The sequence below is a fragment of the Gibbsiella greigii genome (genome assembly GCF_039540155.1).
Taxonomy (GTDB): Bacteria; Pseudomonadota; Gammaproteobacteria; order Enterobacterales; family Enterobacteriaceae; genus Gibbsiella; species Gibbsiella quercinecans.
Map to the genome: position 1 here is coordinate 18341 of NZ_BAABEM010000021.1, position 26249 is coordinate 44589.

General features: G+C 58.1%; 21 protein-coding genes. 4 read left to right on the forward strand and 17 right to left on the reverse strand.

Features of this window, described 5'->3' with window-relative positions; translation table 11 throughout:
• Positions 1-55 precede the first annotated feature (55 nt).
• The 3 genes from AC559G_RS14490 to AC559G_RS14500 form a co-directional block, all read right to left on the reverse strand.
• The gene (locus AC559G_RS14490; RefSeq protein WP_498912984.1) at positions 56-1129 is read right to left on the reverse strand and encodes an alkene reductase; all 1074 of its coding nucleotides are present in this window, start codon (positions 1127-1129) and stop codon (positions 56-58) included.
• A gap of 115 nt (positions 1130-1244) precedes the next feature.
• Positions 1245-2288, reverse strand: a complete 1044-nt coding sequence (locus tag AC559G_RS14495) for a Rossmann-fold NAD(P)-binding domain-containing protein (RefSeq protein WP_498912985.1) — start codon at positions 2286-2288, stop codon at positions 1245-1247.
• 16 nt (positions 2289-2304) lie between these two features.
• Positions 2305-3021, reverse strand: a complete 717-nt coding sequence (locus tag AC559G_RS14500; RefSeq protein ID WP_498912986.1) for an SDR family oxidoreductase — start codon at positions 3019-3021, stop codon at positions 2305-2307.
• A gap of 104 nt (positions 3022-3125) precedes the next feature.
• Here AC559G_RS14500 and AC559G_RS14505 point away from each other — a divergent pair, with 104 nt between their 5' ends.
• Positions 3126-4031 carry a LysR family transcriptional regulator gene (locus AC559G_RS14505; protein ID WP_498912987.1) on the forward strand — a complete coding sequence of 302 codons (906 nt, stop codon included), beginning with the start codon at positions 3126-3128 and terminating at the stop codon, positions 4029-4031.
• A 31-nt stretch (positions 4032-4062) separates the two neighbouring features.
• Here AC559G_RS14505 and AC559G_RS14510 read toward each other — a convergent pair whose 3' ends face one another.
• The 7 genes from AC559G_RS14510 to AC559G_RS14540 all read right to left on the reverse strand — a co-directional run bounded on the left by AC559G_RS14510 (position 4063) and on the right by AC559G_RS14540 (position 9583).
• Positions 4063-4833, reverse strand: a complete 771-nt coding sequence (locus AC559G_RS14510) for a YdcF family protein (RefSeq protein WP_498912988.1) — start codon at positions 4831-4833, stop codon at positions 4063-4065.
• A gap of 91 nt (positions 4834-4924) precedes the next feature.
• The gene (locus tag AC559G_RS14515) at positions 4925-5815 is read right to left on the reverse strand and encodes a ketopantoate reductase family protein (RefSeq protein ID WP_498912989.1); all 891 of its coding nucleotides are present in this window, start codon (positions 5813-5815) and stop codon (positions 4925-4927) included.
• A gap of 97 nt (positions 5816-5912) precedes the next feature.
• Positions 5913-6590, reverse strand: coding sequence for a hypothetical protein (locus AC559G_RS14520; protein ID WP_498912990.1), 678 nt, complete (start codon positions 6588-6590; stop codon positions 5913-5915).
• Between the two features lie 160 nt (positions 6591-6750).
• Positions 6751-7683, reverse strand: coding sequence for a nucleoside recognition domain-containing protein (locus AC559G_RS14525; RefSeq protein ID WP_498912991.1), 933 nt, complete (start codon positions 7681-7683; stop codon positions 6751-6753).
• 156 nt (positions 7684-7839) lie between these two features.
• Entirely contained in the window at positions 7840-8028 is a 189-nt protein-coding gene (locus AC559G_RS14530) for a hypothetical protein (protein WP_498912992.1), read from the reverse strand.
• Entirely contained in the window at positions 8025-8672 is a 648-nt protein-coding gene (locus tag AC559G_RS14535; RefSeq protein ID WP_498912993.1) for a TetR family transcriptional regulator C-terminal domain-containing protein, read from the reverse strand. Before AC559G_RS14535 ends, AC559G_RS14530 begins: the two co-directional genes overlap by 4 nt.
• Positions 8673-8953: 281 nt before the next feature.
• Positions 8954-9583 carry a TetR/AcrR family transcriptional regulator gene (locus AC559G_RS14540; protein WP_498912994.1) on the reverse strand — a complete coding sequence of 210 codons (630 nt, stop codon included), beginning with the start codon at positions 9581-9583 and terminating at the stop codon, positions 8954-8956.
• Between the two features lie 321 nt (positions 9584-9904).
• On the opposite strand from AC559G_RS14540, the gene AC559G_RS14545 reads away from it, so the two are divergent.
• Positions 9905-10924 carry an ROK family protein gene (locus AC559G_RS14545; protein WP_498912995.1) on the forward strand — a complete coding sequence of 340 codons (1020 nt, stop codon included), beginning with the start codon at positions 9905-9907 and terminating at the stop codon, positions 10922-10924.
• Between the two features lie 187 nt (positions 10925-11111).
• On the forward strand, positions 11112-12656 hold the full coding sequence (locus tag AC559G_RS14550; RefSeq protein WP_498912996.1) for a nucleoside hydrolase-like domain-containing protein: 1545 nt from the start codon (positions 11112-11114) through the stop codon (positions 12654-12656).
• A 104-nt stretch (positions 12657-12760) separates the two neighbouring features.
• On the opposite strand, the gene AC559G_RS14555 is transcribed toward AC559G_RS14550, so the two are convergent.
• Genes AC559G_RS14555 through AC559G_RS14565 form a run of 3 tightly spaced genes read right to left on the reverse strand, consistent with a single transcriptional unit; the run spans position 12761 to position 16157 of the window.
• Entirely contained in the window at positions 12761-14110 is a 1350-nt protein-coding gene (locus AC559G_RS14555) for a carboxylesterase family protein (RefSeq protein ID WP_498912997.1), read from the reverse strand.
• A gap of 2 nt (positions 14111-14112) precedes the next feature.
• Positions 14113-15489 carry a hypothetical protein gene (locus tag AC559G_RS14560; protein WP_498912998.1) on the reverse strand — a complete coding sequence of 459 codons (1377 nt, stop codon included), beginning with the start codon at positions 15487-15489 and terminating at the stop codon, positions 14113-14115.
• Positions 15490-15497: 8 nt separating this feature from the next.
• Positions 15498-16157 (reverse strand): O-methyltransferase, encoded by a 660-nt coding sequence (locus AC559G_RS14565; RefSeq protein WP_498912999.1) that lies wholly within the window; start codon positions 16155-16157, stop codon positions 15498-15500.
• Between the two features lie 176 nt (positions 16158-16333).
• Here AC559G_RS14565 and AC559G_RS14570 point away from each other — a divergent pair, with 176 nt between their 5' ends.
• Positions 16334-16981 (forward strand): TetR/AcrR family transcriptional regulator, encoded by a 648-nt coding sequence (locus tag AC559G_RS14570; RefSeq protein WP_498913000.1) that lies wholly within the window; start codon positions 16334-16336, stop codon positions 16979-16981.
• Positions 16982-17026: 45 nt separating this feature from the next.
• On the opposite strand, the gene AC559G_RS14575 is transcribed toward AC559G_RS14570, so the two are convergent.
• From AC559G_RS14575 to AC559G_RS14590, 4 genes are read right to left on the reverse strand one after another with little or no spacing between them, the layout of a single operon-like run.
• Positions 17027-18448, reverse strand: a complete 1422-nt coding sequence (locus AC559G_RS14575; RefSeq protein ID WP_498913001.1) for an outer membrane factor lipoprotein domain-containing protein — start codon at positions 18446-18448, stop codon at positions 17027-17029.
• Between the two features lie 6 nt (positions 18449-18454).
• A complete protein-coding gene (locus tag AC559G_RS14580; RefSeq protein ID WP_498913002.1) occupies positions 18455-21553 on the reverse strand; it encodes a multidrug efflux RND transporter permease subunit in 3099 nt (1032 codons plus the stop codon).
• Complete coding sequence (locus AC559G_RS14585) at positions 21550-24759, reverse strand: MdtB/MuxB family multidrug efflux RND transporter permease subunit (protein ID WP_498913003.1); 3210 nt, start codon at positions 24757-24759, stop codon at positions 21550-21552. The genes AC559G_RS14580 and AC559G_RS14585 overlap by 4 nt, the downstream gene beginning before the upstream one ends.
• Complete coding sequence (locus tag AC559G_RS14590) at positions 24756-25982, reverse strand: MdtA/MuxA family multidrug efflux RND transporter periplasmic adaptor subunit (protein WP_498913004.1); 1227 nt, start codon at positions 25980-25982, stop codon at positions 24756-24758. The genes AC559G_RS14585 and AC559G_RS14590 overlap by 4 nt, the downstream gene beginning before the upstream one ends.
• Positions 25983-26249 lie beyond the last annotated feature (267 nt).

Consider the following 26249-nt stretch of genomic DNA (forward strand, 5'->3'; position numbering starts at 1 on the left):
ACCTTGAGGCACACGATGACCTCGCGAGCCGCCTCAGACGCGGTATCAGGGGTGCTTAGGCGCCATTCGGGTAATCCGTATAACCCTCAGCCCCCTGGCTGTACCAGCTCCCCCGGTCATCCGGCGCAAGCGGCAGACGTGCGCGCAGACGATGCACAAGGTCAGGATTGGAAATGAACGTTCGCCCGAAAGCGATCGCGTCCGCCGCTCCGTTATGTAGCGCTTGGGCGGCGGCCTCCGGCGTGTAGTCCTGGTTCAGCACCAACGGCCCGGTGAAGACTTGCCGGATCGCCGGCGAGAGTTTGGGTGAGTCGCGACGGTCAAAGGTGCCATTCGGCCCCGGTTCACGCAGTTCGAGGAAGGCAAGACCAACGCCGTCAAGCAACTTGGCCACACGCAAGAACAACGCCGCTGAATCGCTATCAATGCAGCCTTTACTTTCAGCGTTGGGTGACAACCGCACCGCGGTGCGGCTGGCGCCGACGGCGTCTGCCACACGTTCGACCACCTCTCGCAAAAAACGCAGGCGGTTTCCCGGTTCGCCACCGTAGCCATCCTCGCGGCAATTGGTGCTGTCGCGCAGGAACTGGTCGATCAAATAGCCGTTTGCGGCGTGAAGCTGCACACCGTCAAACCCCGCCGCCAGGGCATTGCGCGCAGCGTGGGCGTAATCGTCGAGGATACGCGCGATATCGGCGATATCCAGCGCTCTGGGCAGTTCATAGGACATCTTGCCGTCATAGGTGTGCGCCTGCCCAGGTGCCGCGATTGCCGATGGGGCAACAGGCTGTTGGCCGGTAACGCTCGAATGCACCGCCCGGCCCATATGCCAGAGCTGCGCGACGATTTTCCCGCCCCGCTCATGAACTGCGACCGTCACCGGTTTCCAGGCCCCGACCTGCGCCTGGCTCCATATGCCTGGCGCATAAGGCCAGCCCAGGCCTTCGCGGCTGATGCCGACGGCTTCGCTGATGAGCAGGCCCGCAGTCGCACGCTGACGATAATAGTCGGCCATCATCGGTGTGGGAATATGGTGGGACGTGGCGCGGGCCCGCGTCATCGGCGCCATGAATACCCGATTTTGTGCCTTGATGGCACCCACGTCGATAGGCGTGAACAAATCAACCATATCAGTTCCCCCGTTTGGGTGCTTCCGTGGGCACTGCCAGTGCCGGCCATGAAACCATGGCTGGCGAGGATGCCGCCCACGATACCCCGCCAGAACACGGGCACACAGAGTCCGATCACGGGATCAGTTTGCGTGCGCGCATCCCCTCCAGGTGCGCCAGCAGTACGTCATCGGAGCGTTCGTTCATGGCATTGAAGCCTGCACGGCGCGCCTTGGTGAGGTCAAAAATCGCGTCGGTTTGCACATGGAAGATAAAATCGCCGAAGGCGCCCAACGCAATGCGGTCGAGACTGGCTTCGGCCAGGCCGGCATTGCTGGCCAGGTTCGCCCAGACAGGCCGCAGCGCCGCCAGGCGCTGAGCGAGTGAGATGGGTTGCGGCTCACCGATCTCCAGGCCAAACCAGTCAGCCAACTTCGGCCAGACATGCGCCCATCGGAACACATCGCCGTTGGTGATGTTAAAGGCACCGTCTGCATTTTCCTGTGCCGCCCACAAAGCCGCTGCGCCAAGCACTTTGCCGCCCGTCACGTTGACCAGCGCGCCGCGATAGGCTGCGTCGGGGCCGGGGAACTGCATGGCCGTTCCTGTCTCCCGGCACAGCGTGCCGTAGGCACCGATCAGGTTACCGAGGTTCATCGCCGAGCCGAGCGAGTGGCCGATAACGATGTCTGGGCGCAGCACAGTCCATTTCAGGCCCTCACTCTCCAGCGAACGGGCATAGTCCTCGTGCCGAAAATAGAGGTTGGGCGGGAAATGCCGGCTGTCGTCTTCACGCGCCGGCGTTTTATACACCCCCAGATGCGCGCCATACACCTTACCGCCCTGGATGAAGATGATCCGTTCCAACGGAGCGGCGGCCGTACGCAACGCAGTGACAAGATTTTCCAGCATCGCGGCGTTCTCGTCAGCCTCTATGCCGGGATCTGAATTGGGTTTCAGGGCCGCGTAAAAAAGATGTGTGACCGTCTTGAAGACGTGGGTGTTGGCCGCCAGGCTCTCAGGGGCAAGCAGATCCGCAGACAGATGCCGGTGATCGCTTGGCCCCGTCGTACTGCGGTTGAGTGTCGTGATTTCCCAGCCGGCGTCACCGAATGCGTCGATTGCGGCGCGGCCCACCACTCCGCCGCCGCCTGCAATAAGTACATGCTTGCTCGCCATGGATCATGTTCCTTTATTAGAAGCGGGCTCCGCCTTCAACGTGGATGGTTTCGCCGCTCACGAAGCCGGCACCGAGCAGCCACAGCGCGGTATCGGCAATGTCGCCGCTCACGCCTGCACGGCCAACGAGCGTCGATGCGGCAGCGCCGTCGAGCAGCCCCTTCTTGGTTTCCGCGCCGAGCGCATCCCAGGTGCCGGAATCAATAATGCCCGGCGAAATCGCGTTGACACGTACCGGCGCCAGCTCCTTCGCCAGGTGGGTGGCGAGGAAGGCTACCGCCCCATTGGACACGCCCATGACGGTGTAGGGCGCACTCGGATTCCACGCCGCAACGCCGGAGAACAGGATGATCGACCCAGCCTTGGACAGGCTCGGTGCGAAATGTTTGGCCACCAGCAACGGCCCGAAGACTTTTGCGTCGAACGCCGTGATGAGCTTGTCCTTCTCCAGCACCGCTACCGGAACGTTATGATGCGCGGACGCAGTGATGACGATGTGGTCGATCTTGCCGAGAGCGGTCGCTGCCGCCGCGATGGTGGACTCATCGGTGATATCCAGGCGGATGGCGCTGCCACCCGACAGGCTGTCGGCAACCACCTTCGCTTGCGTGAGGTCACGTGCGCCGATCACAACCTGCGCGCCGGCGGCGGCAGCCTTCCGGGCGATCGCTTCCCCGAGGAACTTCGATCCGCCGATGACGAGGACCTTCTGACCAGTTAAGTTCTGACTCATGTTGCGCTCTCTGTTTCCAATAGATGAATACTGAATAATAGACGCACAGCGTTCGAGTTGATAAGAGCCTTTGCGATGCAGGCTTTATTCACATAAGATGAACTATGGACCTGTTGACCCACCTTCGTATTTTCATCGACATTGCCGATCACGGCAGTCTGGCGGCTGTCGCACGGGCACGCAGTCTCGCGCCCTCGGCGGTAACCGCCAGCCTGCGCCGGCTTGAGGCGCACCTCGGTACCCAGCTCATCCTGCGTTCCACCCGCCATCTAACTTTCACGCCGGAGGGCGAGCTTTTCCTGACCCAGTGCCGCCGTATCGTGCGCGATCTCGATGATGCCTGTGACCAGATTGCCGACGACGGGCCATTGAAAGGAACCATCCGCATCACCGCATTGAATGATTTCGGGCGATCTCGGCTTGCTTCGGTGATCGACTCGTTTCTCAAACAACATCCAGGGGTGCGTTTCGATCTGACACTCGATGACGCAGTCGTGGACCTGATTGAAGGTGGGTACGATCTCGGCATCCGCACGGGGCCCCTTTCCGACTCACGACTGAAGGCGCGGTTGATATTGCGCAGCGGGCGCTCGATCTGTGCCGCCCCGGCCTATTGGCAACGCTGGGGCAAACCAGCCCGGCCGGAAGAATTGGTCCATCATAACTGTCTTGTCCTGTCCCGAATCGGCAACCCCCAGACGATCTGGCGCTTCAATGACGGCACGGAGACGCTTTCCGTTGCGGTCTCGGGCGACAGAACCGCGGACGACGGCGGGCTGTTGCGCCGCTGGGCGGTCTCGGGTGCCGGTGTCGTACTGAAATCAGATTATGACATCGCTGATGATCTAAAGGCGGGAAGACTGGAAACGGCGCTGGACGAGTTTAAGCAAAACGACGTCAATCTTTATGTCGTGCATGCCGCCGCCCAGTATCTCCCGCGCCGGGCGCGCGCCTTTATTGAACACCTCGTCACCGAAGGCAATAACGACACAACGGAAACCGCCCCATAAACGCGATGACGTAACACCATCAGGCGATCCGTTAGCGAACGATTTCCACCAGTTTGCTATCTCCGATAAGACGCTGCCACGCGCACTCTATTTCTTCAGGAATATCAACATGGCCGATGAATCCTGCCCCTAATGGGCCGTAGCCTGACACATCATCCCGAAGACGCTTCACCTCACCCAATATCATTGAGATGTAGCGATTAATCGCCCATACACCGTAGAATTGCACGCCAGTAATAATCGGCTGATTGCTTGCCATAATTAAATGGGGTTTAAAAACCGGCCAGTTAATAAAACGCCCCGCCATATTTTTCTTCTTCCAACTGAATGCGAAAGATTCGTAAGTTCTGCGCTGCATCAGTGGATCTTGCACAAGAATAATCGTTGATGGCGCCCAATTATGCTGTAATATCAGTTCACTACTGAAATCAGCATTTTGACCACAGTTGGTTGATTGACTCTCAACAAAAATCTTATTTTTCGGTATTCTGAAAATTCGCTCAGCAATATCCGCAAGGATCTCCGCTTCACTTTTATCTTCGGTTTCAATAGCCGTGGTCAGGGGATTATTTTTAACCGCCTGCCGCAGAAGCGCCGTCGAATGCCCTATACCACCACTAAAAAGTACTGGGATACCGGTTTCAGCAATAAACCGCATAGCCCCGGTAATATTAGGCAGAATTGCATGGCCTGCCAGGATGAGCAGATCCGGGCTGATACTTTCAGAAGCAGCCAGCTCGTCAGGTGAAAGCCAATCAGCCAGCGTATTCAGATCGTGGATTATGCCACTAGATAAATTCATAACGACCTCGTTATTTGTTGCTGTGGGAATCAAGCTCATACGCCACGATGCAATATGGTCTGTACAGGGCCGGTGTGCGAGTGCCTGAAGATTACCCCGGCCCGTCGCTGCCTGCCGCAAGCAGAGGAACGATGATATCACTGAGTGGCGTTGGGATACCGTGCATACGCCCCCGGCGTTGCACCACGCCATTACGAATATCCCATTCCAGCGGGCGCTCCGCTTGCCGGTCGGCGAGGATCGAGGTGCCTAAATCAGCCGGGGCACGATGAAAGCCATCCACAATCTCCCGCGGCACGTCATCACTTAGCGTTGCGCCTTCGGCGCGCGCGACGGTGAGGCATTCACACAAATACGCTAATGCCAGCTCGGTGATATCGGCGCGTGCAAACATGCCGGCACGGCGGTTCGCCAACACCATCAACCCCGCCACCGCGTTCTGAAGCAGCTTGCGCCAGGCGATAGAGGTGAAATCGGCCGCCAGGTCCACCGAACAACGTGTGCCGCTTAGCGCGTTGAGCACCAACTTCGCCTGCGGAGAATCCGGCAGTGTGAGCCGCGGTTTAGCACGCAGCCAGACGGAAGCATCCGCTTCACGCTGTGCTGGGAACCATACCACTGAAGGCAATACCGTAGCGCCACACACATAAGGTGCAAGCAGGCTCTCCTGCTCAACGCCATTTTGCAGTGCACACACCACCGTGCGCTCATGGCATAAAGCAGCCAACCATGGCGCCGCCGCATCAATCTGCGTGGTCTTTACCGCAACAAAAACCAAGTCAAACGGGTGGGAAGTCTCCGTGGGATGAGTAAGCACCGGCCCAGGGACAATAATCTGGCCGCCATCGTAGCGCAGTACCAACTGCGTATGCGCTGTGCGCCCGCAAAGGCGTGGCGTTCGCCCTACCTCATGCAGTGCCGCAGCAATGGTTGTGCCAATAGCGCCCGGCCCAATAAGCGCAATGGTTGGATTCAAAGGCATCGTTTCATCCTCCTGATCCTCATAGGCTGCCCTGCGGCATTAGCAGGGCGCATATCAAGATTTCATCGAACAACGACGACGCACCTTGCCATTGACGCTATTCGGTGGTCGCCGCCGCCGGTGTTGTGGTTTCTGGCACCGCAGTGGTTGTCGGCGTTGATGTTGTTGCTGGCGTCGTGGTTGTCGTCGGCGTGGTGGCTGTTGGTGTAGATGTCGTTTCTGGCGTGGTTGTCACGGCCGGTGTCGTCGTAGAGGGCGTGGTTGTTGCGGCCGGCGGCGTCGCCGTTGAAGGCGCTGTAGCCGCCGCAGGGGCCGTGGCAGCAGCCGGGGCGCTAACGATCACTTTCGTAGAAGGCCCAACGGTGAATTTAGGCGTTTTGCGCGTTATGGCGTAATTGACGTGCTGCTTGGTGTGCGGTTCCGTTGTCACCTCTACCGCAGGAATGGTTACACGGCCCACTAACGAACGAGCATAGCCGCCGATTTTATGTTTGCCCTCGCTGACGTGCAACTCAACGGTTTGGCCAATAGCAAGAATACCCGCATCAATACCATCAACAGTGACGTAGATCGGTTCACCATCGTCTGCCGGCGTAGCAACATGGGTAACGCTGACCAGCGTAGGCCCGGTAGAAAAATCGACAATTTCAGCCTCAGCCGGGGACAAGACTGCGCTAACCGAGGACTTGGCAGCTGAAGTTGCCGCTGTAATCTTCGCGCATCCGGTCAGCATAAGCGCAGAGGTGACGGCAATCAGGGTGAAACGGTTAATCATGTTGCGACATCTTCCTATCAGATTTTTGTGACTTGGTTAACATCATAACTGATAACGATATTGAGATGAATGTCAGGCTGATGGTCTTAACAAAAACCAGACAAAATGAATATCCCCTCTCACCTCTTCCGGGCAGGAACATATCCTCATCGCTGTTGTATTAAAAAAGAGCCAAATGCAAAAGCGTGCGCACTAAAATGCCGAACATCGCGCCCGGTGCGGCATAGCGGAAAACCCGAGTGAACCGCGAGCCAGCACCGAGAAATATGCCAATCCCGGGTAAATCAAAAGTCTGTACCAGCAGCCCCGAAGAGGCGTTAATTTGGCTAGCGGTAATCTTGCCTTGCTGAACCAGATCAGAAATCACACCGAAATAGGCAGTACCGCCTGCCAGGCATTTCACCAGTGTCGGCATAACGAATACTTCAGGGATGCCCATCGCCGCCAGCAACGGCGACAGCAAATGTTCCAGCCCGCTGACTACCCCGGCCGCCGTCAGCATGCCCACGATAACCATCGACAAAAGCAGCATCGGCACCGAGCCAATGGCCAGCCGAATAGCATCCGAACCTGCGCCATTGATAATCCCGATAATCCCGCGGGCCGTTTTCTCTTCTGGCCGCGCCGCCTCTAAACGGGCGCCTTCCGCCACGGACAGCTTTCGCCCCAGCCAGTGGTAGGTCAACGCGGCCGCGCTCAATCCGCCGATAATGGAGATCACAATCGCGGCGCCCCAATGCAAACCAAAAGGCGTTAACGGATAAAACGTGTTGCCCTGCCCCATCGCGAACACCATCGCCAGCGTCGCCGCCAGATGACGATCGGATACCCCACGCTTTTCCATGATCGATAGCGTGGCAAGCGGCGCGGCAAAACTCACGAAGTTAAGCTGAATCATGGCAAAAGTGCTCATACCGCTAAGCCCGAAGGGCCGCAGCAAGGGCGTCATCCACTTAACGACAACGTCCAAAATGCCTTTGACTTCGAGAAATTTCATGATGACCAGCATCACGACCATGATGGGGAGTAGCGTATACAACGCGACATCAACGGAGGACTTCCCCGCTGAGATGATGATTCCGATTACGTCCATGACCAAACTCTTTCGGGCCATTTATTATTGAACGCGTACCTTAGCACCATCATGCGGGATTAAACAGAGCCGGTTCATTTTTTAACTAAAGGAAACACAACCTCAGGCCGATAATAACAGCCTGATGCAACCAGCCTGCTTTCTGTGCGCAGACTGTCAACGATTATCATCTGCTTTTGCTGCTAATCCTCTCGCGTTATTACCATTATTTTTATCTGCCGTTATGACATAAACAGGCTTGTATTTAATATCCAATAACCTTTTGTTTTTATAATCTCTTTTTTTCTTTCTTCCTGGCCAATACATTAATATATCGGCGATTAAATCAAGTAGTTCCATGCTCATACCGCCCCGTTGGTGTGCCCGTTTGTCGCTCCAGGCCTCACTGCGGCGCCGTACAGGAACACATGCACCGCTTCGCGAACCATTTTTCTTATCTGGCACAGGTTGAGGGGTTCAGGCTCCTGTTCCAGCAGGCGTATTTCACCAACGGCAAAGAAAAGCGAAAGTAATTGTTGGGCCATTATGCGCGGATCGCCCAGCCGGATTTCCCGGCGAACCATGGCAATATCCAGCGCTTGCGTGAGTTTTTCCAGCGCATCACGAAAACCCGCTTCATAAAAAAGCAAACCAATATTCGTGCATGCGGCATCGGATAGAACACGGCGATAGATATCAAGCGCATCCCGATCGTCTTGCAGCACAAGCAGCATCCGCACACCAAAACGGGTGAGCATGGCGCGCAATTGATAACTCTGCGTGTCGGATATCACGGAAACGGCCTGCGTTAAATGCCGGGTGGCATAGGTGCGGATCACCACCGTAAGCAGTTTATCTGGATGGGCAAAATGGTTAAGCAACACGCGCTCGGCACAGCCCAGGCGGGAAGCCAATTGCCGGAATGTTAATGCTTGGTATCCCTGGCTTTGCAGTATCGCAGCCGCCTCAGTGATGATGTGTTCCCTCAGGATATCCGAGCCCTTTCTCATGCTCTCCTCCGTTGTTGCTGAATATAAAGAACCCTAAATCCAGAAACATTTTATTGGCGAAGCGATGATAGCAACGAAAAACCACCCCGTACAGTTATAATCGATATCGCCTTAGGCGCCCGGCGTTCTCCGGTGGTCAGCAAAGGAATAGCCATAGCCTGAGCCGTAAAGGCAGATGATACAGCGTGAAGAATGCCAGCTCTGAAAGGCCAAGGGCTGGCCTATTCAGAGGGATGTGGGGGCCATAATGCGCAGACAGGCAATAGGGAAAACAGCGCGAATTATTTATTCTCTTCCCGCGGTATTGCGCCGTTCAAAAACAACCGCACGGCGCCCTTGACCATTTGCTTGATTTTGGCATTGGTAAAACGCGGCAGTTCGCGCTCAAAGAGCAGCGCATCCGTCTCGGATTTAACCAGGGCGGTAAATTGTTTTGCCCGCAGCATCGGCTCACCTTCGGTCAGCTCACCTTTTTGCATGGCTTCTCTCATGACCTCGGCCAGCGCTTCCATGCTTTGCCGAATGCCGGCCTCGCGAAAACGTGCGCCAATATCGGAATGCCCGGCCTCGCCCACCACCACACGGTAAATCTGCAGCGCCTGATTATCGCCGGTAAGCACCTGAAGCATCCGTTCGCCAAAGCGGGTAATCTTTTGCTCAAGCGAGAGTTTTTCACTGCCAGGCGCCACCAACTCCGCCGCCGCTTCCGTTAAAAAATTTGCGCTGTATTGACGGACTACCGTTTCAAACAGCGCTTCTTTCGATGAGAAATAGTTATACAGGGTCGCCTTAGAGCCACCGACACGCTTGGCAACCTCATTCATTGACGCGCGCTCATAACCGATCTCCTGGAAAACCTGCGCAGCGGCGGCAATGATGGCCTCTCGCCGTTCCTCTGTTAATGTTCTCATGCCATCGCCTCCCCTTGGGTCTGCTGAAGAGTTTACATCAGCAAAACGAACGAAATAACTAAACAGTGCAGTTAATAAAGCATTATGTCACGCTAAAGCAGCCAAGGTTAAGACATGCGTCATGCCGTGGGCAATGGTGCCCATAAACGCAACATAGAAAAACTATACCACATGGTTTAGTTATTAACAGCTCCTCGGTGTTTCAGCAAATGTTAAAAATATTTATTTGTAATAAGAAAGAAAATGATTCTAAAACAAAGCACTCTATGAGCATAAAATGCTAAGGTATTGGCAGTACGCTTCTACCTTGCGGGGCTGACCATGGATTACAAACAGCAAATTCTGAATATTCTGCATAGCACCCCCACCTCGCGGGTCGCCATGACCAAAACATTGAATATCACCCGCGCCTATGTGACCAAGCTGACTGCGGGGTTGCTCAGCGACGGCATTATCGAAGAGTCTGACGTGAAAGACGCGCCACTGGGGCGCCCACAACAGTTGCTGGCCGTTAAAGCCGGCAGGCTGTTTAGCATCAATGTTATGATCAGAACCTATGGCCTGCAGGCCTCGCTCAATGATTACAACACCACCCGGCCAGCGCTGGCCACGGTGAACTATCCATTGAGCGGCGCGATGAAAACGCAACGCCTGGCTGAAATGCTTGATGCGCTGGTGGCGGAGCTATGCGCCCAGGCCGGTGTGGCAAGGGAACAGGTCAAAGCCCTTGGCGTCGCGTTGCAGGGCGGCATCGAACAATACTCCGGCGTCGTGAGATGGTGCCCGGTGCTGGAAGAGCGCAATATCAACCTGCGCGATATTATTTGCAGCCGCAGTGGCATTACAACGCAGATCGTCAACATCGCCTGGTGCTCATGTTACATGATCAATAAGCGAACCCATTCCCGCGAATCCTGGGTGGCTTTTATGCCGGGCTTCGGCAGCCTGGGGTTCGGTTATTGCATCGACGGCCAGCCGGGCCTGGGCGACAACGGGTTTTACCCTGAAATCGTCCATTTGCCCTATGCTTCCGGGCTGGAAAACGCCTTTTTGTTCGATCCCGCCACGCCGCAGCAATCCGCGCAGCGCATGGCCGAAGCGCTCTATTTTGCCATCTGCTGTACCGCGCCGATACACAACATTAAGCGTGTGATCCTGACCGGCGAACTGTTTGAAGACTATGTGGATTTGATCATGCCGATCACCCATTGCCTATTGCGTGAAAACCCCAGCGAACATATCAACACCATTCGTCTGGAATACATGAAAGCCAGCTACAACTACAGTATGGTCGGGCTGGTTCAGCTCAGCGCAGACGCCATCACGGCCACCCTGCTTTAAACGCGCCCCGTTCCCCTTCCCGCTCCGGCATTACGCCCAGCGGCAGATCTCTTTTTTGTGATTCATTTAGCAAAAATGATTTTTATTTTTTTACTTTGTTTCCTCTGCTAACTAATGTGTTCTCACCCGCTTTTCATCCCCCACAAAGAAAAATAATTCATTGATTTCATTAGCCATGAGGTTTCCAATGATCAAAGTAACGCACAACGCCATCACCAAAGGCCTGCTGCTTATCGCCCCGGTGTTGTTCACCGCAGCGCTGCCTGCCGCCGCGGTTGCCAATGAGTCTATGCAGCAAATCGCCGGCAAAACCCTGCCTTACCAGGAAAGGCCGCGCGTTTTCATCCTGAGCGATATCGGTAACGAGCCCGACGACCAAATGTCGCTTACCCGTTTTCTGCTCTATAGCAACGAGCTGAACGTTGAAGGCCTGGTAGCCACCACCTCCACCTGGCAACGGGAAAAGGTGCATCCTGATATGATTGAACTGGTGGTGAACCACTACGCCGAGGTGCAACCGAACCTGCTGAAACACGATCCGCACTACCCTGCCGCTTCGTTGCTGAAAACGCTGATCGCCTCCGGCCAGCCGGCTTACGGTATGGCCGCTACCGGGGAAGGGAAAAATACCCAGGGTTCGGATCTGTTGCTGAAGTCGATTGAGAAAAGCAGCGATCCGGCACATCCTCTGTTTATTAACCTCTGGGGCGGCGCCAACACCTTGGCACAGGCACTGATCGATCTGTCGAAAAAACACCCGGCAGCGCAGGTTGACGCACTAACGCGGAACCTGGTGGTCTATTCCATCTCCGATCAGGACGATGCTGGTGCGTGGGTCAGGCAGCATTATCCACAAATCACCTATATCGTCGATCCGTCCAGCCAAAACGGCGAAGACTACGCCCGCGCCACCTGGACCGGCATCAGCGGCGACAAATATTACCGCAATGCGCCCGGCGCGGATTTCACCACGGTTTCGCAAAGCTGGCTGGATAAAAACATCCGCAGCAAAGGGCCGTTGGGGAAAGGCTATCTGCAATATGCCTTTATTATGGAAGGCGACACGCCGGCCTTTCTCGGCCTGATCCGCAATGGCCTCAACAGCGACATGAACCCCGGCTGGGGTGGCTGGGGCGGCCGTTACATTGTGCGCCAGCCGCAAGGTGAAACCCGCCCGATCTGGAGCAACGGCGGCGATTTCTTCCCTGGCAACCCGAACGCGGCGGATACGGTCATCGGCAGCGATGGCCAGCAGTACACCTCCAATCAGGCCACCATCTGGCGTTGGCGCACCGCATTTCAGCATGATTTCGCCGCCAGAATGGACTGGAGCATAAAAGACTACGCCGCAGCCAACCATAATCCGCGGGCCGTGATAAACGGTAAAACCGGCAAAGAGGTGCTCAACATCACCGCCCACGTGGGGGAAACCGTCACACTGAGCGCGAAAGGAAGCCACGATCCAGATGGCGATAAACTCAGCTATAACTGGATCCGTTACCCGGAAGCCACTTCCGCCATTTCCCACCAGGTGGCGATGGATCAAATTGTCGGCAAGTCAGGGGAAGACTTCCTGCAAAAACCACCGGTGCTGGAATTAAGCAAGAATGGCAAAGAGACGATAGACGTGCAGGTGAAAAACAAGGGAACGGAGCACATTATCCTGGCCGTGACCGACGATGGCAGCCCGGCCTTAACCGCCTACCGCCGCATCATCATCACGGCGCAATAACCGCGCTTATTCAATACCGGCATAGCGTTCGCTGTGCCAAACAAAAAGCCACGGCGCCTTTATGCGCGCCGTGGCTTTTTCATCGTGTCGCCTGGTTAACCGCCCTATTTATGCTGACGGAAGATCCACTCCCGAATCGGCTCAATGGTATAGGCGATGCGCCAAGTGTTGCGATGGCCGCTGGCGCCGGCGGCGGACTGGCCCTGCGGGATCACAGTGCCTTTGCGGAAAGTCACGTAATTAATCGGGCTGTTCTCCGCCGTAATTTTGTCGAAGGCGGCGCGGAACTGCTCCGGCGACCAGGTGCCGTCCCAAACCGCACGGCTGATCTTCGCCCCGGCTTTCTCCAGGTTGGCGGTGATGGCGTTCTGCCCAGGGTAGGCTTTGTCGTCATCCTGTGAAACCAGTATCCACAGTTTCTGCCCGGCCAGCGGTTTCACCAACGCAGGGTCCCATTGGCCGGCGACTAAAAACGAAGCGGCGAAGAAACTGGGGTATTTGATGTCCATGGCGATCGACATCATACAACCGCCGGATTGGCCGGTGGTATACAGCCGGTTGCGGTCAATGCTGTATTTCTCCGCCAGCGTCTTGATCAGCGTAATGGTGATATCCAGCATATCGGAGGTTTTTGAATCGTCATCGGCGATAATTTCCGCATACTGCGGCGCCAGAACGAAACACGGCCGTTTGGCTTGATCGGCCGGGCTGGCCCAGGCTATCGCCCCCAATCCCTGATACAGCGTTGTCCGCGTCACATCGCTGGTTGCGCCCGCGTCGTGCATAAACAACACCAGCGGATAGGCTTTATTGGCATCATAGCCTTTCGGCACGAACAGGTTATAACGCAGCAGTTTGCCGGTTTTTGGATCGTGGAATTCCAATTGCTGAAAATCATCAACGATCGGGTTTTCCACCTGCGTGGTTGCAAGCGCCTGGCTGCTGGCGGGTATCACATCGCCGTTTGCCAGCGTGACGGGCGCCGCCTGCAGCACCTTAGCCGCCGCCGTTTTATAGACGGTGTCATAGGTGGGAATATCCCCCGCGTTGCCGGGGCCGCCGCCTTTCATCCCTTTGCCAGCCTCCTTGCCTGACGCGCCCTGCGGCTGCACTTTCTCGGCCAGCGTGGCGTTGGCATCTTCGGGCGACAGCGTCACGATCGCAAAGCGCCCTGCCTGCGCACGATCGGCCGGGTTAGCCGAGGTACTGGCGAAAACGCCGGTGACCGTCCGCCCTTCAACCTGGAAGCTCGCCGCCTGTAAATCCGCGCTGTTGATCGGTGCATCGTACTCTACGGCAACCGCCGCCAGCCGGATGCCATCGCCGAACACCTGTGTGATAGCGGTCGCACTCTTCGCATGCAGAGCCCCATTTTTGGCAAACACAGGAACATTAATCGCAATCAAGGCTCCGGTGCATACCCCCATAAGCAGGAATTCCCGACGTGATGGCATCTTTATTCTCCTTCGCCGTTGCTGGCTTTCATTTGTTTCAGTTTATCCACTATCGCCGCTGCAGCCGCTTCCGCCGCGCCTTTGGCATAGGGCGAATTACGCGCTTCATAGGTGAAACGCGCGTAGCTTTGCGCATCGGGCAGGTATTTGGCCGCGCCGTCGACCATGGTGGCGACGAGGGTCTGCGGATACGGCGAGGCCGCACGGATTTGTGCGCCAACGCGGGCAGCCAACTCCGGCTGCATGCCCACCAGCACCATAGCGCCGATACGCATCATCACGATCGGCAGCGCCCGCGTTTTGGCACTGGATGGATAATTGAACGCGATAACGGGGCCGGTGGGCCGATCTTCCGGCGTAATCTCTTGCGCGGCCACGTTTATCTGCGCGCGCCGTACCGCCAGCGTGGCTTGGGATGCCGGCGTAATTTGCCCGGCAACCTGCACCACGCCGGCGCCGAGCCGCTCGCCCAGCAAATCCACCAGCGTGAACCCCGCTTCGTGCACATCAATTTGGCCCACGCTGCCGTCGCCGTTGACGACCTGGCGGTTGGCCTGCAAATACGGCGCCTGATCCCCGGCCGCCCCCACCAGGAACAGTGCGACGGTATCCGAACCGTAATGTGCCTCAACGTAACGCGCCGCGGCGCCGGCAAGATCGGCGGAAATCAACTTCCCGCCGGCGGCCTGCTGCGAACCGTCCATAATCGACGACTGCACGGCAAAGTTCATCAGGAGCGCCAGCGGCTTGCCATCACGGCCATCAATACGCAATACGGCGAGAAAAGGATCGGCAAAACCGGCATCGTTCGCCCCCAGCCACCAGCCGTGCGGCGTCGGCACATCACGGTTCACATTCACCCGGCTGGTCCCGGCGCCAAAGCCCAAACGGGCTGGCTGCAAACTGGCGTTGGCATGCTCCGCCGCAGCGCGCAGCGCGGCAAGCACCGCGCGCCAGGCAGCTTCATTACGCACGGTGTCCGTACCGGCGGGCGCTTGCCCAGCGGGAAAAATATGCGGAGTGGAAAAGGTGTGGCTGGCGCAAACCAGCGTGTTGTCAGGCGGCACGCCCGCCACCTCGGTCAGGATGGTTTTTATCGCACTGATCATGCCTTCGGCGATCGAGGTCAGATCGACGACTACGATGCCGAGGCGTTGGCTGCCGTCATCCAGCAGCAACACGCGGACAGCCAGCGGATCGTGCACGCCGGCAAAACCGTCCAGCGGGAAAAGCGCGGCGGGAAAGACGATCTCCGTCCGCCCGGCGCCAGCCCGGAGCGCCGATGCCGTTGCCGTACCTGCTGCCGCCACCAACGGTTGCAGCAGCGCCGCCGCCCCCAGGCCGATGCCCGTTAACAGAAATTGCCGCCGTGATTGCATACCAGACCTTAACCCACCTTCAGCGCCAGCTCCGTGCCGCGTTTGATCGGCAGGGTGACGGAGATAAATCCATTAGCAGGATCGCGAATGTATTCCAGGAAATCCGGCTCGGCGTTATCGTTGAGCACATAGCCGCCGGTGCGTAACTGCAGCGCGATAATCTCAATCACCTGGCGGGCGAGCGAAGGCCCCTGCTCAACCGGCCAGCCATCGATCAACGCAAAATCGATAGGTTCGCCAAGGTCGCGCAGCGTTTCGCGCGCATCGCCCACGCGAATATCCGCATAGTCTGCCAGCCCGGCATCGGCCAGATTGCGCCGCGCCACATCGACCTTCGCCTGCACATACTCCGCGCCGATCACCAACCCACCGCCGTTGTCACGCATCGCGGCGGCAAAATACAGCGCCGACATGCCAACCGAGGTCGCAAAATCCACCACCCGTTTCGCCCCCATGCCGCGGCACAGCAGGTATATCAGATCCCCCTGATCGGGGTGAATGGAAAAACCGTAATCGGCGAAGGCCTCGGGCGCCTTGCCCGCAGCGCCCTGAAACGCACCCGGTTCCGGGAAACGCCGCGCGGCGTTCATCCGGGCGATAACCTCAAGAACGCGGGGATCCCGGATAGGGCTTGGCCCTGTTCCCTGGGATGGAATAGCCTTTGGCATGATCAACCTCCGTTACCTCTTCTAACCGTAGCAAAGCAACCCAGCCCGCTCAAACGCGGCCGATGTTCGCCGCAAGCCGGGCCAGCCTTGAAGAAAGTCTTGCCCACTGATATGGTACTATAAAAGTACCATATTGTAGCCGATGCAGGCTGTCAATGAGAAAACCAGGAGAACGGATGGACGTCACCCCCAAAAAAACCACGCCCAAACGCGGGCGGCCAAAAGTGTTCGGGGAACAGGAACGCCGGCAGTCCATCATCGCCGGGGCCTATGAGGCCTTTATCGAACTGGGGTTTGCGCGCACTACAACGGCCGTTATCGCGGCAAAAGCCAAAGTTTCCAAACGCTCGATCTATGAAGTATTCAGTAACAAAACGGCGCTCTTCGCCGCCGTGATACAAGAGAAACAACACCTGATCCTGGCTCTGCCGCGCCCGCCGGGTGAAGCACTGCCGCTGCTGGAAACGTTGATCGAAATTTTCCGCCTGAATATTGATCAGGAAACCGCCCGCGCGCGTGAAGCGATACTCAATTTGATCGTTAGGGAATCGATCCAGTTCCCCGAGCTGTCCGATTATCTCTATGAAAACGAAATCATTCGTTCACGGGAAGCGCTTATCGAATGGCTCCAACTGGAGGCTGAACGCGGCCGTATGGTGGTTGACGATCCCGAGCTCTGCGCCGGGATGCTGATGGATATCGTATTTGGTGCGCTGCTGCCGCGCAGAAGAACACAACAGGCGCCGGACTATGTGCGCCGCGCGGCGCACATTAAACAACGGCTGGCGATATTCCTGCGCGGCATCCAGGCTGGCCCGGCATAACGCCCGCCCGCCGACATCAGGGGAAGGCGTACCGCGCCGGCGCCGCTATGGCGCCAGGTTTTTCGAATCCCAGCCGCCGCCCAGCGCCGCAATCAGTTCCACGCTGGCCACCCACTGCGTGCTTTGCAGCGACAGCAGGCTTTGTTGCTGGCTCAGGCTGGTGTTTTCCGTAGTGGCGACGTCCAGGTAATCAATCATACCGGCCTCATACTGATTGCGCGTCACGCGTGCCGAATCCTGCGCCGCAGTGGCGGCGCGCTGCTGCGCGGCCAGCTCATCCTGCAGAGTATTCAACTGCACCAGATAGTTTTCCACCTCGGTAAAGCCCTGCAGCACCGCCTGGCGGTAACTGGCGACGCTGGCGTCATAGGCGGCGCGCGCCTGTTCCACCTTCGCCGACGTCGCGCCAAAGTCCAGCAGCGTGCCGCTCAGCTCCGGCCCGAGCGACCAGACGCGGTTCGGCAATGAGATCAGATTATGCAATGCCGAACTGGTGAAGCCACCGCTGGCGCTTAACGTCAGATCCGGGTAGTAACCGGCGATCGCTACCCCCACCGCCGCATTCGCCGCCGCCACATTACGCTCGGCATAGGCGATATCCGGCCGGCGCTGCAACAGTTCCGATGGCAGCGCATGTGGGATCGCCGGCATGGTTGCGCTCAGCGGCGCGGCGGCCAGGCTGAACTCCGCCGGCGTTTTGCCGATCAGCAGCGCAATCGCGTGTTCCAGCTGCGCCCGTTGCCAGACATAATCCAGCGCCGACGCTCTGGCGCTCTCCAGTTGCAGTTGCGCCTGCGCCAGCGTACTGCGTGATTCGGCACCGGCCTGATATTTGTTGTTGATCACCTGCAGATAGCGTTCATAGGCCTGCACGCTCTGCTGATACAGGGCGATTTGCTGATCCATAATACGCAACTGGAAGTAATCCTGCGCCAGCTCCGACTGGGCGCTCAGGGTAATGTTGGCCAACTCGGCCTGGCTGGCCTGCGCGCTGGCCTTGTTCTCTTCCAGCGTGCGGCGCAACTTGCCCCACAGATCCAGCTCCCAGCTGGCGCTGGCCTCGGCCGAGAAACTGTTGCTGACGGAACGCTGGCTGGAACCGCTGCTGCTGGCCTTGCTGCCGCTGCGGGTGCCCGAGCCGGTAGCGCTGAAGGTGGGGAACAGTTCAGAACGCGATTCCGCCGCCAGCGCTTTAGCCTGGCGATACAGCGCCTCATACTGCGCCACGTTCTGGTTCGAAATACTCACCTGGCTGAGCAACGACGATAGCGTGGCATCGTGATACACCGCCCACCATTCGCCCTTGTTGACCTGATCCTGCGGTTTGGCCTGCTGCCAGCCTTTGGCTTCCTTATACTGCAACGGCACGCTGGTGGGAGCCGGGCGCTGATAATCGGGCCCCACGGCGCAGCCGCTGAGCACCAGGGCAAGAAAAAGCGGAGTAAAGGCAATATTTTTCAGTTTCATAAACGGTTATTCAGCATGGCGCAAACGCTGCCACTGACGACGAGTGGCGCGGCTGGCGCGATCAAGATAAAGGTACACCACCGGCGTGGTGAACAGCGTAAGTAACTGGCTGAGCGCCAGGCCACCGGCAATCGCCAGGCCCAGCGGGCTGCGCAAATCGGCGTCGCCGCCGCTGCCCAGCGCCAGGGGCAGCGCGCCGAAGAACGCCGCCAGTGTGGTCATCATAATCGGGCGGAAACGCATCAGGCAGGCCTGGGTGATCGCCTGCTGCGGCGACATGCCCTGCTGGCGTTCGGCCATCAGCGCAAAGTCGATCATCATGATGGCGTTCTTCTTCACGATACCGATCAGCAACAAAATACCGATCAGCGCGATCACCGTAAGCTGGGTGTTGGTCAACAACAGCAACAGCAAGGCGCCCACGCCGGCCGACGGCAGCGTTGAAAGAATGGTCAACGGGTGGATATAGCTTTCATACAACATACCCAGCACGATATACACCGCGGCCAGCGCCGCCAGGATCAGCCACGGCATGGTGGCGGTCAGTTCGCCGAACTCACGGGCAGTACCGCTGTAGCCGGCCTGCACGTCGCTCGGCAGGCCGATCTGCGCCATGGCGTTTTTGATCAACACCTGCGCCTGCTCCAGCGAAACGCCGTCCTGCAGGTTGAAGGCGACGGTGCTGGCGGCGGACTGCCCCTGATGCGCCACCGACAATGGCGCAGTGTCGCTGCTAAAGGTGACAAAGGCAGACAACGGCACCTGATCGCCATTGTCGTTCACCACGAACAGATCTTTCAGCGTATCCGGATCGCGGGTGAAGGTGTCATCCACCGACATCACCACATGATACTGGTTAAGCGTGTGGTACAGGGTGGCAATCTTGCGCTGGCTGAAGGCGTTATTCAGCAGGGTATCGAGCATATTGACATCAATACCCAACCGCGTGGCCTTGTCGCGATCGATATTGATCATCACTTCCTGCCCGCCGTTCTGCGAGTCGGAATCCACGCTGGTCAGTTGCGGGATCTGCGCCAGCGCCGCCTGCACTTTCGGCGTCCAGGTACGCAGGGTACTGAGATCGTCCGCCTGCAGGGTGTACTGGTAGCTGGCGTTGGCGCTGCGGCCGCCGACGCGCAGATCCTGCGCGGCCATCAAAAACAGTTGCATGCCGGCCAGATGTTGCGCTTTGGCGCTCAGGCGGTTGGCGATTTCGCTCGCCGTGGCGCTACGCTGATTAAAGTCTTTTAGATGCACGAAGAAGTTGGCGCTGTTGCGCGAACCGAACGCGCCGCTGCCCATCGACGCCATCACCCCGTCCACGTCCGGATCTTCGGCGATCAGTTTGGCGGCCTGTTGCATCTTGGGCTTCATCGCCTGGAACGAGATGTTCTGATCGGCGCGCACCATGCCCATCAGCAGCCCGGTATCCTGGGTCGGGAAGAAGCCCTTCTGCACCACGGTGTAAAGGAAAACGTTGAGCATCACGGTCAGCAGCAGGCTGAACAACGTCAGGCGCTGGTGCTTCATCACCCAGCCCAGCCCGCGTGCATAGGCCGCCAGCAAAGCGTTGAGCTGATTTTCAATCCACTGGTACAGCGGATGCGGCCGTTTCGTCACCGCCGGTTTGCGTTTCAGCAGCCGCGAACAGAGCATCGGCGTCAGCGTCAGCGACACCAACATCGAGATCAACAGCGACACCGTCAGCGTCACCGCAAATTCACGGAATAACCGCCCTATTACGCTGCCCATCAGTAGGATCGGAATAAACACCGCCACCAGCGATAAGGTCATCGACAGCACGGTGGAGCTAACTTCCCGCGCCCCTTTCAGCGCCGCCCGCACCGGGCTAAGGCCGGCTTCGATATAGCGGGTAATGTTCTCCAACACCACGATGGCGTCATCCACCACAAAACCGGTGGCGATAATCAGCGCCATCAGCGACAGGTTATCCAGGCTGTAATCCAGCAGATACATCACCGCACAGGTACCGATCAGCGATACCGGCAGCGCCAGCGCCGGGATAATCACCGCCTGCACATTGCGCAGGAACACGAACACCACAGCGATCACCAGCAGCACGGCGATCAGCAGCGTCTCTTCGGTGTCATACAGCGAGGCGCGCACGGTGGTGGAGCGGTCGACCACCAGCTTCAACTGTGTATCCGCTGGTAGTTCCTTTTGCAGATCCGGCAGCAATGCTTTGATCGCATCAATGGTTTGCAGCATGTTGGCGCCCGCCTGCCGGGTCACGCCAATCATCACCGCCGGCTGTTGGTTGTAGTAACCGGCCTTGTATTTGTCTTCGATCGCATCGTACACCGTGGCCACGTCGCTCAGGTGGATCGCCCGGCCGTTCTGATAGCTAACCACCAGGTTGCGATACTGCGCCGCTTTATCCAGTTGACCATTATTGTCCACCACCCACGATTGGCTGTTGCCGTTCAGAATACCTTTGGGCAGGTTGGTGGTGCTGTCGGCAATGGCGGCGCGCACCGTATCCAACGAAACGCCAAAGTGGGTCAGCATCTGCGGCTGCAGATCGATACGCACCGCCGGCAGCGCGCTGCCCATCAGCGACACCTCGCCGACCCCCTGCACCTGGGCGATTTTCTGGTCGATCTTGCTGTCCGCCAGATCGTAGAGTTCGCCGGCCGGGCGCGTTGCCGAAGTCAGCGCCAGCATCACGATCGGCGCATCGGATGGGTTGGCCTTGCGGTAGGTCGGCAGCGTCGTCATGCTGCTGGGCAGCAGGCTGCGGGCGGCGTTGATCGCCGCCTGCACGTCGCGCGCCGCGCCGTTGATATCGCGGTTCAGTTCAAACTGCAAAATGATATTGGTGCTGCCGGAGGAACTGCTGGAGGTCATCTCGGTAATCCCGGCGATCTGCCCCAGCGCCCGCTCCAACGGCGTCGCCACGGTGGCGGCCATGGTTTCCGGGCTGGCGCCGGCCAATGAGCCGGTCACCATGATGGTGGGGAAATCCACCTGCGGCAGCGGCGCCACCGGCAGCAGGCGATAACCCAGCATGCCAAGCAACAGGATCGACAGCGTCAGCAACAACGTGGCGACCGGACGGAAGATAAACAACCGTACCATATTCACTCCCCGCCCTGAGACTGCTGCTGCGCTTTACGCATATAGCGTTTCCCGCGCTGCGCCAGGCCGTCGAACCATAGATAAATCACCGGCGTGGAGAACAGCGTCAGCACCTGGCTGACGATCAAACCGCCGACGATCACCAGCCCCAGCGGCTGACGCAGCTCCGCACCGGAACCGGAAGCCAGCATCAGCGGCAGCGCGCCGAGCAATGCCGCCATGGTGGTCATCAGAATCGGCCGGAAACGCAGCAAGCAGGCCTGATGGATCGCTTCACGCGGGCTGAGGTGCTGATGGTTCTCGGCCTCAAGCGCAAAGTCGATCATCATGATGGCGTTCTTCTTAACGATGCCGATCAGCAAAATCACGCCAATCAGCGCAATCAGGCTGAATTCGGTGCCGGCCAGCAGCAGGATCAGCAGTGCCCCCACCGCCGCCGAAGGCAGCGTCGACAGGATGGTGATCGGATGAATAAAGCTTTCGTACAAGATGCCCAACACCACGTACATGGTGAGCAACGCCGCCAAAATCAGCCACAGCGTGTTGCTGTTGGCGCTCTGGAAAGCGGAAGCTTCCCCTTGGTAACGCAGGGTAATGCTCGAAGGCAGTTCCAGTTGCTTGCTGACCTCAGCAATCGCCTGCTGCGCGTTTTCCAGCGAATAGCCGTCATTCAGATTGAACGACACCGTGACCGCCGGGAACTGGTTCAGCCGCATATGCATCAACGAACCAGGGCGCTGGTGAATGGTGGCGATCGAGGTCAGTTTCACCATATTGGCCGTCGAACTGCTTGAACTGGTCGACGTCGACGTGGAGGACGTTGAGCTCGTAGAAGACGTCGATGTTGTGGATGAAGATGACGTACTGCTGCTGTCGGAAGACACCGTACTGGCCAGCCAAACGTCATCGAACGACGCCGGGGACTGCTGATAGGCCGGCGCCACTTCCAGCACCACGCGGTACTGGTTCGACTGAGTAAAGATGGTCGAAACCAGGCGCTGCCCGAAGGCGTTATATAACGCGGTATCCACATCGGACGCGGTAATGCCGTAGCGCGCCGCCTTATCGCGGTTCAGCTCGACATAGGCCACCTGCCCCTGATCCTGCAGGTTGCTGACCACGTTGTTGAATTCCGGGCGTTTTGCCAACGCCGCCACCAGCTGCGGCGACCACTTCACCAGGTTTTCGCTGTCGGCGTCATCCAGCGTGAACTGATACTGGCTCGGCGTCACCTGGTCGTTCACCGTCAGATCCTGCGCCGATTGCATATACAGCTCGATGCCCGGCACGCTGCGCACCGCTTGTTTCAGCTCGGCGATCACCGTGTCGGCGCGATCGTCGCGCTCATCGAACGATTTAAGATTGATTTGCAGGCGCCCGCTGTTCAGGCTGGTGTTGTTGCCGTCGATGCCGATGGTGGACGACACGCTCTCAACCGCCGGATTCTGCAAAATCACATCCGCCAGCGCCTGTTGCCGCCTGGCCATTTCACCAAAAGAAACATCCTGCGACGCCACGCTGATCCCCTGAATCAACCCGGTATCCTGCGTCGGGAAGAAGCCTTTGGGGATAATCAGATAAAGCAGCGCCGTCAGCACGAAAGTGCCCAGCGCCACCAGCAGCGTCAGTTTCTGATGGTTAAGCACCACCGTCAGCAAACGATCGTAGCCGTGGATCAGCTTGTCGAAAAACTCCCCGCCCTTGCGCGAAAAGCGCGACTGTTTTTCCGGCGGGATGTGGCGCAGCAAATAGGCGCACAGCATCGGCGTTAAGGTTAACGACACCAGCATCGACACCAGTATCGCCACCGCCAGCGTAATGGCGAATTCGCGGAACAGCCGCCCGACCACATCGCCCATAAACAGCAGCGGGATCAACACCGCAATCAGCGAGAAGGTCAGCGAGATGATGGTGAAGCCAATCTGCTGCGAGCCTTTCAGCGCCGCCTGCATCGGCGTTTCGCCCTCTTCCAGCCGGCGGGAAATATTCTCCACCACCACGATGGCGTCATCGATAACGAAGCCGGTGGCGATGGTCAGCGCCATCAGCGACAGGTTGTTGAGGCTGAAATCGGCCAGATACATCACGCCGAAGGTGCCCACCAGCGACAAAGGAACCGCCACGCTTGGGATCAACGTCGCGGCGATATTGCGCAGGAACAGGAAGGTCACCATGATAACCAGCGCAATCGACAGCATCAGTTCGAACTGCACGTCGCTGATTGAAGCGCGAATGGTTTGCGTGCGATCGGACAATATCTCCATTTTCACGCCATCCGGCAGCGCCGCCTGCAGCGTCGGCAGTTGGGCCTTGATATTATCCACTACCGAGATAACGTTGGCGCCTGGCTGGCGCTGCACGCTGATGACAATCGCCGGGCTGCGGTTGGCCCACGCCGACTGATAGCTGTTTTCCGACGCTTCTTCAATATGGGCGATATCGTGCAGGCGCAGCGCCGCACCGTTCTGGTAAGCCAGAATCAGATTGCCGTACTCTTCGGCGGTGCGCAGTTGGTCATTGGCATCAATGGTGACCGAGTGGTATTTACCGTCAAAGCCGCCCTTCGAACCGTTAACGTTGCTGTTGCCGATCAGCGTATTGACATCTTCCAGCGTCAATCCCCGCGCCGCCAGCGCTTTCGGATCCACCTGCACGCGGATGGCAGGCTGGTGCCCGCCGGCCAACGTCACCATCCCCACGCCGGAAATCTGCGACAGCTTGAGCGCGATACGGGTGTTCACCAGATCCTGCACTTTGATCAGCGGCAGGGTATCGGAGCTGGCGGCCAGAGTGATCACCGCGCTATCCGCCGGGTTAACTTTTTTATAGGTCGGCGGATTGGGCAGATCGCTTGGCAGCAGGCTGTCGGCGGCATTGATTGCCGCCTGCACTTCCTGCTCGGCAACGTCCAGCGACAGATCGAGCGAAAACTTCAGGGTGATCAGCGAAGAACCGCTGCTGCTGTTGGAGGTCATCTGGCTCAGGCCGGCCATTTGCCCCAGTTGGCGCTCCAGCGGCCCGGTCACGGATGACGCCATGACGTCCGGGCTGGCGCCCGGATAGAGCGTCGTTACCTGGATGGTAGGATAGTCAACCTGCGGCAGGGCGGAAGTCGACAGTGTGCGATAAGCAAAAATCCCGGAAATCAACACGCCGACCATCAATAAGATGGTCGCGACCGGGCGCTCAATAAATATTCGTGACGGGTTCATTGAGCCTTAGCGCTCCCACTGGCCGCGCCGGTCTGCGTCTGTTCCGCCGTCACCACACTGACTTTGCTGCCGGTGGCCAGGCGATCGACGCCTTCCGTCACCACCCGATCCCCCGGCGCGACGCCGGAAATAATCGCCCGCTGGTCGTCACCGAAGTTCGGCCCGGTTGCCACCACCTTACGCGTTACAGTGTTGTCTTGGTTGATCACAAAGACAAAACTTCCGTCGCTGCTAAGCTGCAGCGCCTGGGAAGGAATTACCGTCGCCTGCGACAGCAGGCCGATTTGCAGCCGCACGTTGACGAACTGGTTGGCGTACAGCGCCTCATCCTTATTATCGAACAGGGCTTTTAACTGCACAGTGCCGGTGCTGGTATCGATGCTGTTGCTGATGAACTGCGCTTTGCCCTCGGCAAGCTGCGTTTTGTTATCCTGATCAAACGCGGTTACCGGCATGCTCTGCCCGTTATGTAACGCTTTCAGCAGCACCGGAATATTGCTTTGCGGCACGCTGAAGGTCACCGCCGCGGGTTGAGTTTGCGTAATGGTAACGATGCCGGTGGTATCGCTGCTGGTCACCATATTGCCCGCATCCACCAGCCGCAGGCCCACGCGCCCGCTGATCGGCGCCGTGATGCGCGCGTATTCGATATTCAGCTTGGCGGCGGCAATCTGTGCTTCATCGGCTTTAATCGCCCCGCTGTACTGCCCGACGGTGGCGATTTGCGTATCCAGATCCTGGCGGGAAAGCGAATCCTGCGCGAACAGCTTTCTGTAACGGGCCAGCGTGAGCTGCGCGCTTTTCAGCAGCGCCTGGTTTTCACTCAGCTCGGCCTGGTACTGCGCCAGCGTGGCCTGGTAGCTGCGCGGATCGATCTGCGCCAGCAACTGGCCGGCTTCCACCTTCTGCCCTTCGGTAAAATAGACTTTCATGAGCTGGCCATCGACCCGGCTGGTTACCGTTACCATGGCGTTCGGCGTCACCGTGCCCAGGGCATTGAGGTACACCGGCACATCGGCCTGGGTGGCGGTTCCGGCATGAACCAGCGTATTGCCACCGCCCATCATCATCCGGCCTGGCCCGCCGTGACCACCGGGGGCACGCATACCGGTTTGGCCGCTCTGCCCTTGTGGCCACAGGCGCCAGACCACGCCGGCAACGATCAGAACCAAGATAACAAGTAACAGAAGTTTCAATAATCGAGAACGCGATGGCTTAGTCATGAAAATCTTAATGTTGATGAGAAAAGGACACCTCACCCACTTGCGGGATAAGGAAAGTATATACCCTTGATACTTCACGTTGCCGATGTGCTGGCTTTGCTGCAACTCGGATTATTTTGGGTATAGGTGCTTATTATCGTCAACTATGTTAGCTGCTTTCTATAGCTGAACTGTAAGGTTTTCGTTAAAAGGCTTCAGTATTTCCAGCAGCCGGCGGATGCACCCACGGCCAGCCACCGCCCGTTAGGCTACACTAGGCTTTAGGAT